17 protein-coding genes are annotated in these 15867 nt (G+C 64.5%); 7 read left to right on the plus strand and 10 right to left on the minus strand.

The genetic code is table 11. From position 1 onward, the window contains the following. The 4 genes from cofC to P2T57_RS09560 form a co-directional block, all read right to left on the minus strand. Positions 1–678: a 2-phospho-L-lactate guanylyltransferase gene (cofC, locus tag P2T57_RS09545; protein ID WP_276298968.1), complete on the minus strand. Its 678-nt coding sequence runs from the start codon at positions 676–678 to the stop codon at positions 1–3. A 385-nt stretch (positions 679–1063) separates the two neighbouring features. Then, on the minus strand, positions 1064–1849 hold the full coding sequence (locus tag P2T57_RS09550; RefSeq protein WP_276298969.1) for a hypothetical protein: 786 nt from the start codon (positions 1847–1849) through the stop codon (positions 1064–1066). Continuing rightward, positions 1827–3005 carry a tubulin/FtsZ family protein gene (locus tag P2T57_RS09555; RefSeq protein WP_276298970.1) on the minus strand — a complete coding sequence of 393 codons (1179 nt, stop codon included), beginning with the start codon at positions 3003–3005 and terminating at the stop codon, positions 1827–1829. The genes P2T57_RS09550 and P2T57_RS09555 overlap by 23 nt, the downstream gene beginning before the upstream one ends. Positions 3006–3268: 263 nt before the next feature. Further along, a complete protein-coding gene (locus tag P2T57_RS09560) occupies positions 3269–4159 on the minus strand; it encodes a complex I NDUFA9 subunit family protein (protein ID WP_276298971.1) in 891 nt (296 codons plus the stop codon). Between the two features lie 139 nt (positions 4160–4298). Here P2T57_RS09560 and tmk point away from each other — a divergent pair, with 139 nt between their 5' ends. From tmk to deoC, 3 genes are all read left to right on the plus strand, one after another. Next, entirely contained in the window at positions 4299–4892 is a 594-nt protein-coding gene (gene tmk / locus P2T57_RS09565) for a dTMP kinase (protein WP_276298972.1), read from the plus strand. A gap of 29 nt (positions 4893–4921) precedes the next feature. Continuing rightward, positions 4922–5365: a hypothetical protein gene (locus P2T57_RS09570; protein ID WP_276298973.1), complete on the plus strand. Its 444-nt coding sequence runs from the start codon at positions 4922–4924 to the stop codon at positions 5363–5365. A 164-nt stretch (positions 5366–5529) separates the two neighbouring features. Beyond that, positions 5530–6171 (plus strand): deoxyribose-phosphate aldolase, encoded by a 642-nt coding sequence (gene deoC, locus P2T57_RS09575; protein ID WP_276298974.1) that lies wholly within the window; start codon positions 5530–5532, stop codon positions 6169–6171. Here deoC and P2T57_RS09580 read toward each other — a convergent pair whose 3' ends face one another. Further along, entirely contained in the window at positions 6172–7347 is a 1176-nt protein-coding gene (locus P2T57_RS09580; protein ID WP_276298975.1) for an outer membrane protein assembly factor BamB family protein, read from the minus strand. Positions 7348–7415: 68 nt separating this feature from the next. Continuing rightward, positions 7416–8498, minus strand: coding sequence for a sodium:calcium antiporter (locus P2T57_RS09585; RefSeq protein WP_276298976.1), 1083 nt, complete (start codon positions 8496–8498; stop codon positions 7416–7418). A 41-nt stretch (positions 8499–8539) separates the two neighbouring features. Here P2T57_RS09585 and P2T57_RS09590 point away from each other — a divergent pair, with 41 nt between their 5' ends. Continuing rightward, positions 8540–9790: a tRNA (N(6)-L-threonylcarbamoyladenosine(37)-C(2))-methylthiotransferase gene (locus P2T57_RS09590; RefSeq protein ID WP_276298977.1), complete on the plus strand. Its 1251-nt coding sequence runs from the start codon at positions 8540–8542 to the stop codon at positions 9788–9790. A 28-nt stretch (positions 9791–9818) separates the two neighbouring features. On the opposite strand, the gene P2T57_RS09595 is transcribed toward P2T57_RS09590, so the two are convergent. From P2T57_RS09595 to P2T57_RS09605, 3 genes are all read right to left on the minus strand, one after another. Continuing rightward, positions 9819–9956 (minus strand): DUF7503 family protein, encoded by a 138-nt coding sequence (locus P2T57_RS09595; RefSeq protein ID WP_276298978.1) that lies wholly within the window; start codon positions 9954–9956, stop codon positions 9819–9821. A 95-nt stretch (positions 9957–10051) separates the two neighbouring features. Further along, entirely contained in the window at positions 10052–10978 is a 927-nt protein-coding gene (locus tag P2T57_RS09600) for a cation diffusion facilitator family transporter (RefSeq protein WP_276298979.1), read from the minus strand. 60 nt (positions 10979–11038) lie between these two features. Continuing rightward, positions 11039–11575, minus strand: coding sequence for an HIT family protein (locus P2T57_RS09605; RefSeq protein ID WP_276298980.1), 537 nt, complete (start codon positions 11573–11575; stop codon positions 11039–11041). Between the two features lie 422 nt (positions 11576–11997). On the opposite strand from P2T57_RS09605, the gene P2T57_RS09610 reads away from it, so the two are divergent. Both P2T57_RS09610 and P2T57_RS09615 read left to right on the plus strand, forming a co-directional pair. Further along, on the plus strand, positions 11998–12234 hold the full coding sequence (locus tag P2T57_RS09610; RefSeq protein ID WP_276298981.1) for a hypothetical protein: 237 nt from the start codon (positions 11998–12000) through the stop codon (positions 12232–12234). Positions 12235–12434: 200 nt separating this feature from the next. Continuing rightward, complete coding sequence (locus tag P2T57_RS09615) at positions 12435–12635, plus strand: DUF7835 family putative zinc beta-ribbon protein (protein WP_135824011.1); 201 nt, start codon at positions 12435–12437, stop codon at positions 12633–12635. Positions 12636–13034: 399 nt separating this feature from the next. Here P2T57_RS09615 and map read toward each other — a convergent pair whose 3' ends face one another. Next, on the minus strand, positions 13035–13934 hold the full coding sequence (gene map, locus P2T57_RS09620) for a type II methionyl aminopeptidase (protein ID WP_276298982.1): 900 nt from the start codon (positions 13932–13934) through the stop codon (positions 13035–13037). Positions 13935–14183: 249 nt separating this feature from the next. On the opposite strand from map, the gene P2T57_RS09625 reads away from it, so the two are divergent. Next, positions 14184–15854, plus strand: coding sequence for a hypothetical protein (locus P2T57_RS09625; protein WP_276298983.1), 1671 nt, complete (start codon positions 14184–14186; stop codon positions 15852–15854). Positions 15855–15867: the final 13 nt, after the last annotated feature.

Consider the following 15867-nt stretch of genomic DNA (forward strand, 5'->3'; position numbering starts at 1 on the left):
TCAGGTCTCGGACGCTCGCGTGACTGCGGTGCGCCCGCGCTCGTCGGCGAGTTCGAAGCCCGCCCGCCGAAGCCACGCCCGCGCTCGACTCGTCTCGCGGGGGTCGGCGGTGGGTTCGACTCGCGTTTCTGTCGCGCTCCCGCCGTGAATCAGCACCTCGGCCAAATCGGCGCGCTCGTCCACGTCGGTCGCCAGTCGGTGTGAATCCGCGACGGCGAGGTCGGCCCCGACCGTTCGGGCCGCCCGGCGGTGGTCCAGATAGGAAGTCCCGTGGTAGTCCACCCGGAACTTGGGGTGGCGCGCGACGAGTGCGTTCGTCCCGCCGCCTCGCCCCGGCGCGAGGACAACATCGCTCTTGCGCTCGAACAGGTCGTTCAGCGCCTCCGGAGTCGCCAGCGCGAGGTCGGCCATCACGACCGCGACCGACGAGTCAGCGGCGGCGGACTCCGCGAGGAGACCGTTGACGGCCTCTGTCAGCGGTCGCTCGTCCACGGTGACCGGCGCGTCCACGTCAACCGGCGCGGTGGCCAGCACCTCGGGTTCCCGGCCGGTCGCTCGCACCGCGGCCAGCACGTCTTCGAGCATCGCGTCTGCGAACGCCCGGCGCTCCTCGGCGGAGAGGGCGTCGGCTAACCGGGTCTTCGGGTCGCTGGCCGCGAAGGGGACGACGACTCGCATCGTGGGTAGGACTCGCGCGGCTTGCCTTAAGAGGGTACGGAATGGAGGCCGAGATGGAGAGGAGCGAATTCGGTTTTCAGCAAAACGGGAACCGTATTTTCTTCTCGAATCCCCCGACTGGCCGGCCCCTTCATCCCACCCTGTGATTTGGCCAGTCGAGCGTTCGCTGGTGGTTGGTCCACCGAGCGTTCGTGGGTGGATTGGTCGGCCGGTCGGCGCGGGCCGCGCCGACCGCCCAAAGACAGAAATACAATCGGTAAGACTGTCTACTCAATTCCTTCGACAATACAAAGAATCTTCTCTCTCAGAAGCCATCGCTCCCGAGGAGAACGCGAGTTCGGCCCGCGCGGGCCGAAAATTCAGAGGGTCCGAAAACCGAAGCGCGCTATCGGAGTTTGTCGTAGTCGTCCTGCTGGTTGCGGTACCAGAGGAACCCGCCGACCACGACGACCAGCGCGAGGAGACCCACGCCGCCGTAGAGCAACATCTGGGTCTGCTCGTTGGACTGCTGGGAACTCTCCGCCTTGTCCTGAGCCTTCGTGGCGAGGTCGGTCGCCAACTCGAAGTTTTCGCCGTCGAAGGCGCTGATAGCGTCCTCGTAGTCGCTCTGGGCTTCCGAGACGCCCGCGCCGCTGTCTTCGGCGTCCTCGATGGCGGCCTCGGCGTCCTCGATGGCCGAGCGTGCGTCGGCGCTCTCGGTGGTGTACGGCCGGAAGGTCCACGAGTCGATGGCCTCGCTACTGCCGCCCTGCCGGACCTGCGTGAGTTCCGCCAGCAGGAGTTTCTGGGCCGGGTCGTAGGTGAAGTTAGTCACCTCGGGGACCGTCCCCTCGATTTGGACCTTGACCTCGTAGGCGTCGCTCTTTTCGAGGTCGTGGTCGAACGACTGGCCGTCGTAGGACTTCTGGCCGATTTTGTCGCCGCCTTGGTCGTAGAGTTTGACCGTCCACGTCACGCCGGTCAGTTCCGTGGACCCGTTGAGCGTCCACGAGTCGTAGTCGCTGAACGGCTTCGTGATGGTGAACGAGGTGGACACGTCCGACCCGACTTCGGCCTCGCTGGGCGCGCCGCTGGCCGAGGCCGACATCGCCACAGCGGGACCGGCCGCCGAGACGACGAGCGTGCAGGCGACCAGTAGGGCGAGGAGCTTAGAACAGTGGTTCGAGTTCATCGTCGTCGTCCTCCACTAGTTCTTCCAAGTTCTCTTCGCTCTGTTCCTGAATCTCGTCGATGTTCTCTTGGGCCTCGATGGCGACTTCCTGTAGCTCTTTGACCCGCGGGACGTTGTTGACCCCCGACAGGAGGACGACGCTGGCGACGTACTGCGAGTCCGAAACCGGGTAGTCGCCGCCCCGGACCTCCATGGAACCGGTCTGCTCTTCGAGCCATTTCCGCCCGCGCTCTATGCCTTTCCGGTTGAGGTGCTGAGGCGGACCGCTCAGCACGAGGAGCGCGCGCTCGGAGCCTTCGATTTCACAGGGCAGGGTAAGCCGACCGAGCGCCGCCTTGCGAACCAGACTCGTGATGCGGTTCGTGGTGTTGGCGGTGTCGGTGGGTTCGTCGTCGCTCCCGGTGAACCGCGATAGCAGGCCGCTTCCGGAGTTGGCGTTTTCGACCTCCTCGGCCGCGTAGCCGATGGTCGAGACGCCGCCCCCGGCGAGCGTGTTGATGATTTCGCTGGAGTCCACGACGCTCTCTGCAACGGCGTCGTCGCCCCCGACCTCGCCCGCACCGAACAGGATACCGAACCGGCGGACGATTTCCTCGTTGATCTCCTCGTAGCCGCTCTCGATGGATTCGCCCGACTGACGCCACGCGTCGTTGTCGAACACCATCAGGTTGTCAACCTCCCGGACGAACGTCTGGAAGGACCGCGCGGCGTTCAGCGTGTAGATACCCCCCTCGTCGCTTCCGGGCAGGATACCGAGGCCGTAGACGGGTTCGGTGTAGATGCGCTTGAGGTGCTTGGCCAGCACCGGGGCACCACCGGACCCTGTTCCACCGCCCATCCCCGCGACGATGAGGAAGGCATCGACTTCGTGGACGGGGATGTTGTCGATAGCCCCCTGAATCTCGTCTATGTCCTCTTCGGCGATTTCCGCGCCGAGTTCGTTGTCTGCTCCGACACCGTGACCTTTCACTCGGGACTGACCAATGAGGACGCGGTTGTCCTGCGGGACCTCGTCGAGGCCCATCAAGTCGGCTTTCGCGGAGTTCACTGCGACCGCCGAACGGACGATATTACTGCCCGTCCGCTGGTCGTACTCCAGGAATTTGTCGACTATCTTCCCACCGGCCTGCCCGAAACCAATCATTGCGAGCTTCATTTTCCGGACCGTACTCCGTTGGGAGAAACACAACCGCGAAGGGGTGATAATCCTTTTGGTCCGTACCATGCTCACCGGAAACTCCGAATTACACCGAATCGAAGGACGGTAAGCCGCCATTTCCGGTTCGGCGAACCACCACCAGTTATCGGACATGTCCTTTTAAGTTTATACTGTGGCGGAGATGTCAACTGCTATCACGAAAATAGCACCGACTCGTGGTCCGCCTGCGGACCGGTCACGCGAACGTCGCCGGGCGTCCACTACGGCCGGTCTGCCACGCCCAGATACTCGGCCAGCGTCGTCAAATCGGCCTCCTCGATGCCGAACGCGCCGACATCGTTGTGCGAGACGGTGTTGTCCAACTTGAGCGACCGGTACTGGTCGCTTCCGAAGGGGACGAACGGAATCGGGTCGGCCGCGGTCAGGCCGAGACGCGCGAACGCCATCGGCAGGGGTAGCACCGTCACCGACTTGCCCTCCGCGCGGTAGGCGAGTTTGGTCACCTCCGCCAGCGACAGGACCTCCGGGCCGCCGATTTCGTAGATTTCGCCGTCGTGGTCCTCCTCCACGCCATCGGCCAGCATCGGCGCGAGGTCCCCTATCCAAATGGGTTGGAATCGACTCCGACCGCCGCCGGGCAGGGCGGTGACGTAGGGCGTCGTCAGGACCTTCGTGAACGAGACGAACTCGCCGCCCTCGCCGAAGACGACAGAGGGCCGGAAGATGGTGTACGCGAGGTCCGAATCTTTCACGACTTGCTCGGCTTGGCCCTTCGACCGCAGGTACTCGGTCGGACCGTTGGGGTCGGCGTCGAGCGCGCTCATCTGGAGGATTTTGCGCACGCCGTGTTCCTCGGCGGCGTTGACGACGTTCTGGGTCCCACCGAGATGGACCTCGGTGTGGGACTTCCCGCCGGAGGGCTTGAACAGCGGCGAGAGCGCCACGAGGTTGACGACGACGTCTTGGTCCTCGAACGCGGCTTCGATGGAGTCGTAGGCGGTGACGTCACCGCGGACGAGTTCGACGCTCTCGGGGAAGTCGGCCTCCTCGGGACTGCGAGCGAGGACGGTCACGTCGTGGCCTCGGTCGGCGAGTTCGGGGACGAGAGACGAACCGACGAACCCGGTTCCTCCCGCGACGAGAATGTTCATATCCGAAATAAGTACCGTCGGAAAGTAAAAGTAACTGCCGTGGCCGGTGTTTCCGCCATCTCCTCGGCCGTTCGGGACCGACGCCGGTCGCCCGGACCAGACTCGCAGGTCTTTATACGAGCCGAAACCACCTTCGAGTATGCTCATCACGCTGGAGGGAATCGACGGGAGCGGCAAGACGACGGTCTGGGAGGTCCTGCGCGAGGAGTTCCCCGAGTTCGTCTTCACCCGCGAACCCACCGAGACGTGGTACGGCGAGGGCGTCGAACGCTCCATGGGAGACGACGACGCCGACTCGCTCGCAGAGCTGTTCCTCTTTACCGCCGACCACGCAAACCACCTCTCGGAGACGATTCGGCCGGCCCTCGCCGAGGGGGAAGTCGTCATCTCCGACCGCTACTCGGACTCCCGGTACGCCTATCAGGCAGTCAGCATCGAGGACCACGTGAAGCGACCGCTCGAATACATCCGAGGAGTCCACCAACCGTGGACTCGGCCGCCGGACGCGACGCTCTACTTCGACGTGGACCCCGAGACGGGTGCGGCCCGGAGCGGTGCCACCAACAAGTTCGAGCAGGCGGCCTTCCTGAGTCAGGTTCAGTCGAACTACGAACGCCTGTTCGACGCCGAACCCGAGCGGTTCGTCCGCATCGACGCCTCCCGGTCGCCCGAGGAGGTCCTCGACTCGGCGGTGAACGCAGTCGAGCGACTGCTGGAAGACCGCGACGAATAGATTTTGGGCCTCGGTGACGTAGCACAACCATGGCTGACGAGGACGCCGGACGGACGCCCCCGAGTGAGCGCGGTCGCCGCGACGGAGACGACGACCTCGGTTTCGGCTTCTCGCTCCCGCCGATACTGCTCCCCGACGTTCGACTCCCCGAGCGCATCAGACTCGTCTTTCCGGTCCCCGACCCGCCGGAGAAGGTGTCCCGTCCGACTCGCGTCAGGGTCTCGTGGGTCCTCCTCGCGGTGGCCCTCGTGGACGCGCTGGACGCCTTCGCGGTGCTTTGGGCCGGTCCAGCGACGCTCCCGTGGGTTCGGGCCGTAGTTGGGATGGCTACCGCGATTGTTCTCGTGAGCGGTCCGGGTCTCCTCTACTCGTGGGAACTGCTGGCGATTCTCGGCGGCTTCGGGTGGCTCTCCGTCGCCCCGACGCTGACCGCACTCGTGCTTGCCCGAATCCTGATAGGGAGTCGCCGCTGAACGGAATGCGGTTCTCTCGTCGGTTCCGTCCGGTCCTGCGCTGACGACTGAGACCACCATACAATTCTTAAAGAAAGGAAAAGAAATGCGTAGCAAATACATATCGTTGTCATCGCCTCCCGAGATAATCGCATTTTTACCCTCACGCCGCATTTCGACCGAGTATGAACGACGACGAACTCGCTGGCAAAATCGACCACACGGTTCTCGGACCCGAAACGACCCTCGGCGACGTGGAGGAGGTCCTCGACGAAGCAGAGGAGTACGGCATGAACGCCTGCATCCCGCCGTGCTACGTCGCCGAGGCCGACGAGTACGCCCCCGACGTACCCCTCGCCACCGTCATCGGGTTCCCCCACGGCCAGAACGCCACCGACGCCAAGCGCGAGGAGGCCACCATCGCCTACGAGGACGGCGCGGACGAACTGGATATGGTCATCAACATCGGTCGCCTCAAGGCCGGCGACACCGAGGCCGTCCGCGAGGACATCGAGGAGGTCGTGGCCGCAGTCCCCATCCCAGTGAAGGTCATCATCGAGACGGCGCTCCTCTCGGACAACGAGAAGCACGCCGCCTGCGAGGCCGCCGAGGAGGCCGACGCCGCGTTCGTCAAGACCTCGACCGGGTTCGCTGACGGTGGTGCAAAAGTCGAGGACGTGGAACTGATGAGCGAGTACTTGCCGGTCAAAGCCAGCGGCGGCGTCGGCAACTACGAGCAGGCCAAGGCCATGTTCGACGCCGGGGCCGAGCGCATCGGCGCGAGTTCGGGTGTCGAAATCGTCGAGGACTTCCGGAAGAACTACTGATTAGGTCGATTCGAGTGCGACGAGCGCCGATTTCTCGTCGCTGACCCGAACCGGCGCGTAGACCCGGCCGTCGGCGACGGCGAGACCGCGCTCGACCGACTGGCCGAGTTTTCGAGTCCACCGCTCCGGCCCGAATCGGACGCCGAACGCACCGACCCCGCCGCCCGGCCGGTAGGCGTGGAGTCGTCCCGCCTCGGTGCCGACGTAGACGGTATCCCCGGCGACCGCCGGAAGGCCTGCGGGGGAGTCGGCCGAGAAGACCGACCACCGTTTTCCGCCGTCCTCGGCACCGAGTGCGTGGAATCGCATTCCGACGACGTAGACCCGGCCGTGGGCGACCGAGACACCCTCCGGAAAGCCGCCGACATCAGTCCGCCACTCGGTCCTCCCGGCGCGGTTCGCCCGGAGCGCGTGGACTCGCCCGTCGTTGCACGCGACGAAGACGGTCCCACCGACGACCGTCGGCGGGGCCTGAATCCGGTCGGGGAGGCGACGACGCCACGCACCCTCGCCGTGGAGTGACAGGGCGTAGACCTCCCCGGCCTCGGTCGTGACGTAGACGCCGGGTGGCCGGACAGCGACCGAGGAGGTGACGCTCCCGAACACGTTGCGGTGCCACCGCTTCTCGCCGGTCTCGGGGTCGAGCGCGTAGACTCGCTCGTCGCTCGTGCCGAAGAACAACCGCCCCTGCGCCAGCGTCGGCGCGGCGTAGACGCTCCCGTCGGTCTCGAACCGCCAGCGTCGCTCGCCGGTCTCGGCGTCGAAGGCCCGAACCTGCTGGCGACCGTCCCCGAGATACGCCACGCCGTCCGAGACAGTGGGTGGTGCCCAGACGGTCGCACCCTTGCCTTCGTACTCCACGCGCCACGACTCGTCGCCGGTTTCGGCGTCGAGGACGAGGAGGTGGTCGCCTGCCGGAACGAAGACGGACTCCTCGGTGGCGACCGGCGGCGCACTCGCCATCCCGATTTCGGCCCGCCACGCTTCTGCCGGGGTCCGAATCCCGGCCGTGTCGGCGGCGTATCCCGAGTTCACGGCGTCGTGGCGACTGGTCGGCCAGTCCGTCGTCTCGCTCTCGGCCGGAGGGTCGTCCCGACTGCGAGTACTGGAACACCCGGCTATCGCGGCGGTTCCCGTCGCTGAGAGGGCGGCCAGAAAGCGTCGTCTGGAGGGCATGGCTGGGGCTTCAAATCGCGGGAGTAAATGTCTTCTCAGCGACCGCCCCGCGACGAATTTCCTTCGGCCTACCCGATGAGCCTCGTCACGCCCATCGTCTCCAGCAGGAGCCATCCCACGAAGGCGACGTAGGCGACCAACAGCGCGTAGGCCTCGCCCGGCGTGAGTTCGAGGTCGGTCCGGGCCAGTGCGAAAAAGAGGACCGTCGCCGCGACCAGCGCCGCCATCATCGGGACCGCCACGCCGAAGTTCACCGTTGTCGCACCAGCGACGAGGACCCCCGCCGGGAGCGCCACCAGCAGGTCGAAGATGTTGCTTCCGAGGACGTTGGCGAGGCTGGTCACGCCCTCGCCCTTCTGCGAGGAGCGCACGCTGACGAACGTGTCGGGGAGGCTGGTGACCACCGCGACCACCGTCAGCCCCCAGAAGAAACTCGGGATGCCGAATATCTCCTCGAAGTCGAGGACGGCCGTGACCAGCCCCTCCACGCCGACTACGATGACAACGAGACTGACCGCGAGCGTGGTCCAGAGTCGGACAGGGTTCTCCTCGCTGACCCGAGGTTCCCGCAGGTCCCGCGTGTCGAGAAACTGGATGAAGACGTAGAGACCGTAGAGCGCGACCAGCAGGAGCGCGAGCGGTCGGTTGAGCGTGCCCGAGAGCGCCCCGTCGGAACTCGGGAAGTAGATGACCGCGAACGAGAAGACGACCAGCGTGGCCGCCACTGCGACCATGTAGAACTGGGTTTCTTTGAACACGACGCTCCGGTCGGCTTCGAGGTTCTCGGTGCCCGCCAGCGTCGAGACGGCGGGAATGACGAGGATGTTGAACACCGCCGACCCGATGATTGCGGCCGCGCCGAGTTCGAAGTCACCGTGGACGAGCGTGGCGATGACGGTACTCGATAGCTCCGGGAAACTCGACCCGACCGCGGCGATGACTGCCCCTTGGATGATTGCGGGCAGGCCGTAGTAGGCCGCCAACTCCTCGGCGGCGTCTTCGAGCCAGATGCTTCCCTTCCAGATGACGGCGGTCGAGACGACGGCGACGACGAGCGACAGCGCGAGCGACACGTCGAAGACGTGAACGCCTGCGAACAAGTCGGTTGTGGGGGCGAACGCTCGGTCCGAGACCACCGGCGTAGGGAACATCGTCGTGCTTTTGCCCCCGTAGCCGAAACGCTACACAGCGAATGGCCCGGTATCACATCGAAACCTACGGTTGCACGTCGAACCGTGGCGAGAGCCGTCAAATCGAGCGGCGGCTCCGGGACGCGGGCCACCACCGCGTCGAAGGACCCGACGAGGCCGACGTTGCCATCCTCAACACCTGCACAGTCGTTGAGAAGACCGAGCGCAACATGCTCCGGCGCGCCGAGGAGCTAGAGGACGAGACTGCCGACCTCATCGTCACCGGTTGCATGGCGCTGGCGCAGGGCGAGGAGTTCCGGGACGCCGGCGTGGACGCCGACGTCCTCCACTGGGACGAAGTGCCCGAGGCCGTCACCAACGGCGAGTGTCCGACCACGACGCCCGACGCCGAACCGATTCTGGACGGCGTTATCGGCATCCTACCGATTGCTCGCGGTTGCATGTCGGACTGCTCGTACTGCATCACGAAGAAGGCGACCGGCAAAATCGACTCGCCGCCCGTGGCGGAGAACGTCGAGAAGGCTCGGGCGCTGGTCCACGCCGGAGCGAAGGAGATTCGGATTACCGGACAGGACACCGGCGTCTACGGGTGGGACGACGGCGAGCGAAAGCTTCACGAACTGCTCGACCGCATCTGCGACATCGAGGGCGACTTCCGGGTCCGAGTCGGCATGGCGAACCCGAAGGGCGTCCACGGCATCCGCGACGAGTTGGCCGAGGTCTTCGCCGAGAACGACAAACTCTACAACTTCATCCACGCGCCGGTCCAGTCCGGGTCCGACGACGTGCTGGGCGACATGCGCAGACAGCACCAAGTCTCGGAGTACGTCGAAATCGTGGAGACCTTCGACGAGTATCTGGACTACTGGACGCTCTCGACCGACTTCATCGTCGGCTTCCCGACCGAGGAGGACGAGGACCACGCCCAGAGCATGGCGCTCCTGCGCGAGACCCGCCCCGAGAAAATCAACGTCACCAGATTCTCCAAGCGCCCCGGCACCGACGCCGCCGACATGAAGGGGTTGGGCGGCCAGACCAAGAAGGACCGCTCGAAGGAGATGACCGACGCCAAGATGGACGTCGTGGCCGAGGCCTACGACGCGATGGTCGGCGAGACCCACGAGGTGCTGGTGGTCGAGGAGGGCACCGGCGACTCCGTGAAGTGCTACGACGAAGCCTACCGGCAGGTCATCGTCCAGAACGCCGACGACCACGGCGTCGAGGTCGGCGACTTCGTGGACGTGGAGATTACGGGCCACAGCACGGTCTACGCCTTCGGCGAACCGGTCTGAGTCGTCGGGCCGGGTGAAGGCGATTCGATTACGGACCGCTCGTCGCGCCGCCACCAGAAGCCAGCGCCACGCCGGTCATCGACCAGAGCAGGACGGCGGTCCAAAGCACGTTCGTCACTCGCGGATGGTCGGCAACAAAGCCTGTGACGTTACATTTCCAGTTCATGCGACCCTAAAGTTAGGCTGTCAAATAATATATCTTTGCAAACATTTAACGTACTTTATGAACGCGGTAGAACGGGCGAGTCGTTGAAACTCGGTTTACTTCTCGACGTTGCCCCCGCCGACCAACTCGTCGATGGTCTCGTCGTCCTTCCACTCGCCGAGTTCCTTGGGGTCCACGTGGACGAACACGTCGTCCACCTCGTCTAACTCCCGGATGGACTCCATCACCTCAGTCTCGATGTCGTGGGCCTCGAACAGGGTCCGGTCGCCCTCGACTTCGATGTGGAGGCTCACGTCGATTTCCGGGCCGACGTAGTGAGCGATGACGTCGTGGGCACCCTCCACGTCGGGGTGAGAGAGCGCGCGCTGGACGATTTCGACCCGTAGCTCCTCGGGCGGCGCGCTCCCCACGAGGTAGTCCACGTTGTCTTGGACGATTTCGTACCCCGTGTAGAGGATGCCCACCGAGACGACGCCCGCCGCGAGCGGGTCCAAAACCGGCAGGCCGACCGTGGACCCCAGAACGCCGACCAGCGCCGCGCTCGCGGTCAGGATGTCGTTGCGGTTGTCGAGCGCGGTGGCAGTCAGGGCGGGTGAATGGGTCTCCTCGGCGACTCGGAGACAGTAGCGGTAGAGGCCGAACTTGACCACAGCAGTCCCGACCAGCACCGCCACCGCTGACGGTGAGACCGGTGCGGTCGAGACGCTCCCGGCGAGGACCGACGAGACAGACCGCCAGAGGACCGCGCCGCCCGCCGCGAACACCCCGAGCGCGATGAACAGCGAGACGAACGGCTCGATTCGCTCGTGACCGTGCGGGTGGCTGAAGTCCGGCGGCTGGGTCGTCAGGTAGAGACCCGCGAGGATGACGAGGCTGTACGCCGAGTCCGCGAGACTGTTGACCGCCTCGGACCCGACCGCGAGGCTCCCGGTCGTCCACCAGACGAGGCCCTTGGCGACCACTAGCAGGACGTTGACCGCCAAGACGACCGCGCCGACCCGGCGAATCGCGCGGTTGCTCATCGGCGTGTCCTTCGAACTACCCAGACAAGGGAGTGTCGCTTGCCCGTGACGGACCCGGTGCTATTCGACTCGAACTGCGCCGTCGCCCGACCCATCGACCCCTTCTTGCTCGGCGAAGGCCGACCGAACTCGGTCGTAGGTCTCGTCTAAGGCCTCCACGAGGACCTTCGTGTCCGAGACGACCGGCATGAAGTTGGTGTCGCCCTGCCAGCGCGGGACGACGTGGGTGTGGAGGTGGTCGTCGATGGACCCGCCAGCGCCCTGCCCGAGGTTGAGGCCCGCGTTGAAGCCGTCGGGCGAGAGGGCGGTTTCGAGCGCGTCGAACGTCCGCTGTTTGAGGAGGGCGTGGTCCAGCAGGGCCTCCTCCGAGAGGTCCCGGTAATCGCCGGTGTGTTCGCGGGGAATGACCATCGCGTGACCGGGGTTGTAGGGGTAGTTGTTGAACATGACGAAGGCGTGGTTGCTCCGGGCGACCACGAGGTTGTCGCGGTCGGCCTCCCGGTCGGGGAGTTCGCAGAAGACGCACCCCTCGATTGCGTCCTCGTCGTCGTCTCGCTCGACCCACTCGATGCGCCACGGCGCGAAAATCTGGTCCATACCTCGCCTATCGCCGCCGAGAACTTAGCATCCGGCGGTTCGGCCTCGGTTCGTGGCGTTCGCTCGGTTCGAAACCGTTCGATTCCGGGCGACAGAACCGGTTCGGACGCCGAAATCCGGTAACACCGAATTAGCGCCTGCTTCTGTTCGTTTCGCGGAGCGATGAACCGTGGAACGATGCACAACGATGGGACGACCCCGACCGTCACGGCGCATCGGGCGATTTTACCGAAATCGGGGCGTTTTCCCGCTCGAAATTCCGGCTTCGCCTCGCGCGCTGTGTCCGGGTCGCTCCTCGCAATCTGACGCCAAAACTGCCATCCGGCCAGCAGATGGCTTCGGTTCCTTCTTTCCACCGATATTATTAGAAAGCCTACAGTATCGCCTTTCGTGATACCACGAAATCGCCGGTTCTCGGCGGTGTGACGAGACTGCCAGCGCGTCGAGAATCGGGCGTCAGCGTCGGTTTCGACGCCGAGGACTCCTCAGTCTACGCCCAATGCAGTCGGCCTCGAACTCCTGCGTCCTCGGCGTTCGCCCGGCGCTCTGGACACGCTCGGGCCGAACACAGAACCGCCGAACGCGAGACGGCGGTCTCGAAACTGCCACGGTTCGGTTTCGGGGGTTTCGTCGGCCGGACCACGGACGCCTCGAACTAGTATATAAAACCTCCGGCCGTTGCAGGCAGTTTTTGTTTCATTACTTCCTCTAACGAGGCTATAAACTGTTTCACCCATTCTCGTGTATTTTCGGGGTAAAATCGCCAGACGGCACCGGAATGAACGGTTCGAACGCCCCCCAACGGATTGGGGTTTTTATGCACCTATCAGCACAAGGAAAGACCGAGAGGAAGGTCACGATGGCAACACAAAACCAAAGCTTCCAAGCGATCACGGAATCGTGCGACGAGTGCGAACGCGAGACCCCACACGAGGTCTCCGTTCAGATTCGGACTGAAAGCCAGAAGCGAGAGAACGCCGAGTTCTCGCGGGAACCGTACCGCGTCACGGAGTGCGAAATCTGTGGCGAGACTTCTAGCCAGCGGATGAACAACGCGTAACGCCGCCGACTGCCCCCGCAGTGGAGGGTCGTTGGGGTTTCCGCCGCATCCGAGGACCGATTCGACGCGCCACACCGTTTCTCGGGGAAAGGGACGGTCGAAGCGTTCACCGGCGTCGTCGGACGGCCAACGGAACGGTACTTTTCGAGACGAGTCCCACCAGAGACTTGACTACATTTGTTTAAAATAGCGAAATATTGCCTACCGAATTGTATAAATTGTTCTAGTGCCAGTGACTAGTAAAGTAGTGGTCGGCGAACAGTGGTCGCAGTGACCGGCGAGGAGACGGTCGTCAAGGAGGCAGTCAGTAAACGACACTCGGCACGTAGTTGGCAACCGCTCACCCCTGTCGGGACGCTCGCTTCGGTCCCTCGAAAATCCGGGTCTCGTGGTCCGGCGTCAGTTCGATTCCGTCGTCACTTCGCACCCGTCCTCGGTCACGATAAGGGTGTGTTCCTTCTGGCTGACGAGTTTCCCGTCGTCCTCCTTGAGGACCGGGTAGCCGTGGACGATGTTGTTCATCTTGAGGCGGCGCAGGGCCATCTCGGCGCGGGGCACGTCCAACCATCGCTGAGCGAAGGGCAGAGTGCGGAACTCGTCGGTAATCTGTTCGAGGGCCTTCCGGGCCTGTCGGTCCCGGACCGACCCCTCGCGTTCGAGGGCGAAAATCTCCTCGTCGTTGCCCTCGGTGACCTTGCCGGTGCCGTCGGTGGCGAACGGTTCGATGGCCACCACGTCGCCGACCTCCAACTCGACGCCCTGCGAGACGGCCCGGTTGGGGATGTTGGGCGAGACGTGTTGCTGGTACTGGTCGAGGCCGTGGCCGGTGAGGTTGACCACCGGGTTGTAGCCGTAGCCGTCGATGACCGACTCGATTTCCGCGCCGATGTCGCCGGTCTCGACGCCGGGTTCGACCATCTCGATGGCCGCTTCCAGCGCCTCCTCGCTGGCCTCCTTCAGGTCGGGGTTGCCCGAGAGGTCCACCGTGATGGCGGTGTCGGCGATCCACCCGTCGATGTGGACCCCGATGTCGAGGTTGACCATCTCGTCGCCAAACTCGGTGTCGTCGTCCGCAGAGGGCGTGGCGTGGGCGGCCTCCTCGTCAACGCTGATGTTGACCGGGAAGGCGGGTTCACCGCCGAGTTCCCGAATCCGGTCCTCGGCGAACTCCGCGACTTCCAACTGGGTCGTCCCGACTTCGACCCGTTCGGCGGCCTCCTCGCGGACCTGCGCGAGAATCTCGCCGGCCTCGCGGTGCTTCTCGTACTTCTCGGCTTCGAGGTCCACATCGCTACTCATGGTTCCGTGTTGGCCTGAACGCCGGAAAGAGTTTGCGCCTCGCGGTTCGCTTCCGAAGTCTAACCCGGTCCGGATTCGCCGCCGCCGCCGAGCCACGTTCCTGCACAAGTACATATCACCGAGCAGTTAGGGCCGTCGTACCTGTGGCATAATTCCGCTGTAACCCCAGTAATAGCCCGTCAAAACACCGAACGGTTCCGAACGGTTGGTCCCGTTTATGGCCGGTTCCGCCGATATGATGGCCTGCATATGCAACGAGAAACAGGCGCAGTGCTGATGGTGACACTCCTCGTTCTCGCCAGCGTCCCGCTGGCGGTCCTCGGGGGAACGTCGCCGTCGGCTTCTGCCTCCACAGACGGAGTGACGTTACAGGACGTGACGGTTGATCAGTTAGAGTTGGCGAACGCTACGGTCGAGGACGCCACGATTCAGATGCTACACGTTAGCTCGCTGGACGTGGCCGGTTCGCAGGAGCCGATAGACAACGCGACCCTGCGGAACGTCAGACTCCAACAGCTATCCTTCGAGAACGTCTCGATAGAGAACCTCCAGACCGACGACCAGACCCTCTCGCAGTCGCTGAGCGGTAACGCGTCGGTCGAGTCGGTCACGGTGCAGGACCTGACCATCGAGCGCATGAACGTCTCGCAGATGAACGTCCAGAGCTTCCGCACCGAGGCCAGCGCGGGCCAGCAGAACGGTCAGGAGGAGACCACGACCGAGGAGGCCGCGCTCCAAGACGAGACCACCACTGCGGAAGGTGAGGAGACCACCACCGCAGAGGGCGAGGAAACCACCACGATGGCCGAGGGTGAGGAAACCACCACGATGGCCGGCGAGACCACCACCGAGGAGATGGCCGGCGGTCAGACTCAGATGGACAGCGTGAGCCTCGAAAGCGCGACCATCCAGACGGTCGATGTCCAAGAGATGAGCATCCGGACGCTCGTCATCGTGAACATCGACGCCGAGGCGCGCCAGACCGCCCAACCAGAGGAGACGACCACGATGGCCGAGGAGACGACGACTGAAGCCGAGGAGACCACCACCGAGGCCGAAGAAACCACGATGGCTGAGGGCGGCGAGACGACGATGGCCGAGGAAACCACTGCGGCCGAAGGAGGCGAGACGACCACGATGGCTGAAGCGACGACCACCGAAGAAGGCGCGCTTCAGGACGAGACCACCACGGCCGAGGGCGGCGAGACGACCACGATGGCCGAGGACGAAGAAACCACGATGGCGGAAGACGAGCAAGACACGACGACCGAAGCCGAGACGACCACCGAGGACGAGACCGGAGCGACCGGTCAAGCAGACGGTGAGAACGTCGTCGAGAGCGTCTCCGCCGAGAGCGTCAGCGTCGAGCGCGCGACCATCGACTCGGCGGCGGCCAGCGCGGTGCGGGTCGGAGACGGCCGACTCGAACTCATCAGCATCCGCGGCCTGCAGGCACCCTCGGCGGTCCAGCAGGGCGACCAGTACACCGTCGAGGCCCAAGTCGTCAACCTCGGGAACGACGACGTGGCCAAGCAAGTGTCCTACCGAATCGCGGGCAACGTCATTCAGGCCCAACTCGTGCAGGTCAACGCCGGAACCAGCGCGACCGTGAGCTTCAACGTCTCTATCGGGCAGTTCCCCGCCGGGACGTACACCCACGGCGTCTACACCGACGGCGCTCGCGCGACAGCGCAACTCGACATCGCCTCGAGCAACGAGACCGACACGGGCGAGATGAACCAACCCGACGAGACCACGACTGAAGGCGACGAGACCACGACTGAAGGCAACGAGACCACGACGACAGCAGACGAGACAACGACCGAAGACGGCGAGACGACGACTGAAGCGGGCGAGACGACCACCGAAGAAGGCGAAACCACCACCGAAGCGAGCGAAACCACGACTGCGGAAGCCTAAAGCAGTCCAGCAT

The organism is Halorussus lipolyticus (genome assembly GCF_029338375.1).
Classification (GTDB): domain Archaea; phylum Halobacteriota; class Halobacteria; order Halobacteriales; family Haladaptataceae; genus Halorussus; species Halorussus lipolyticus.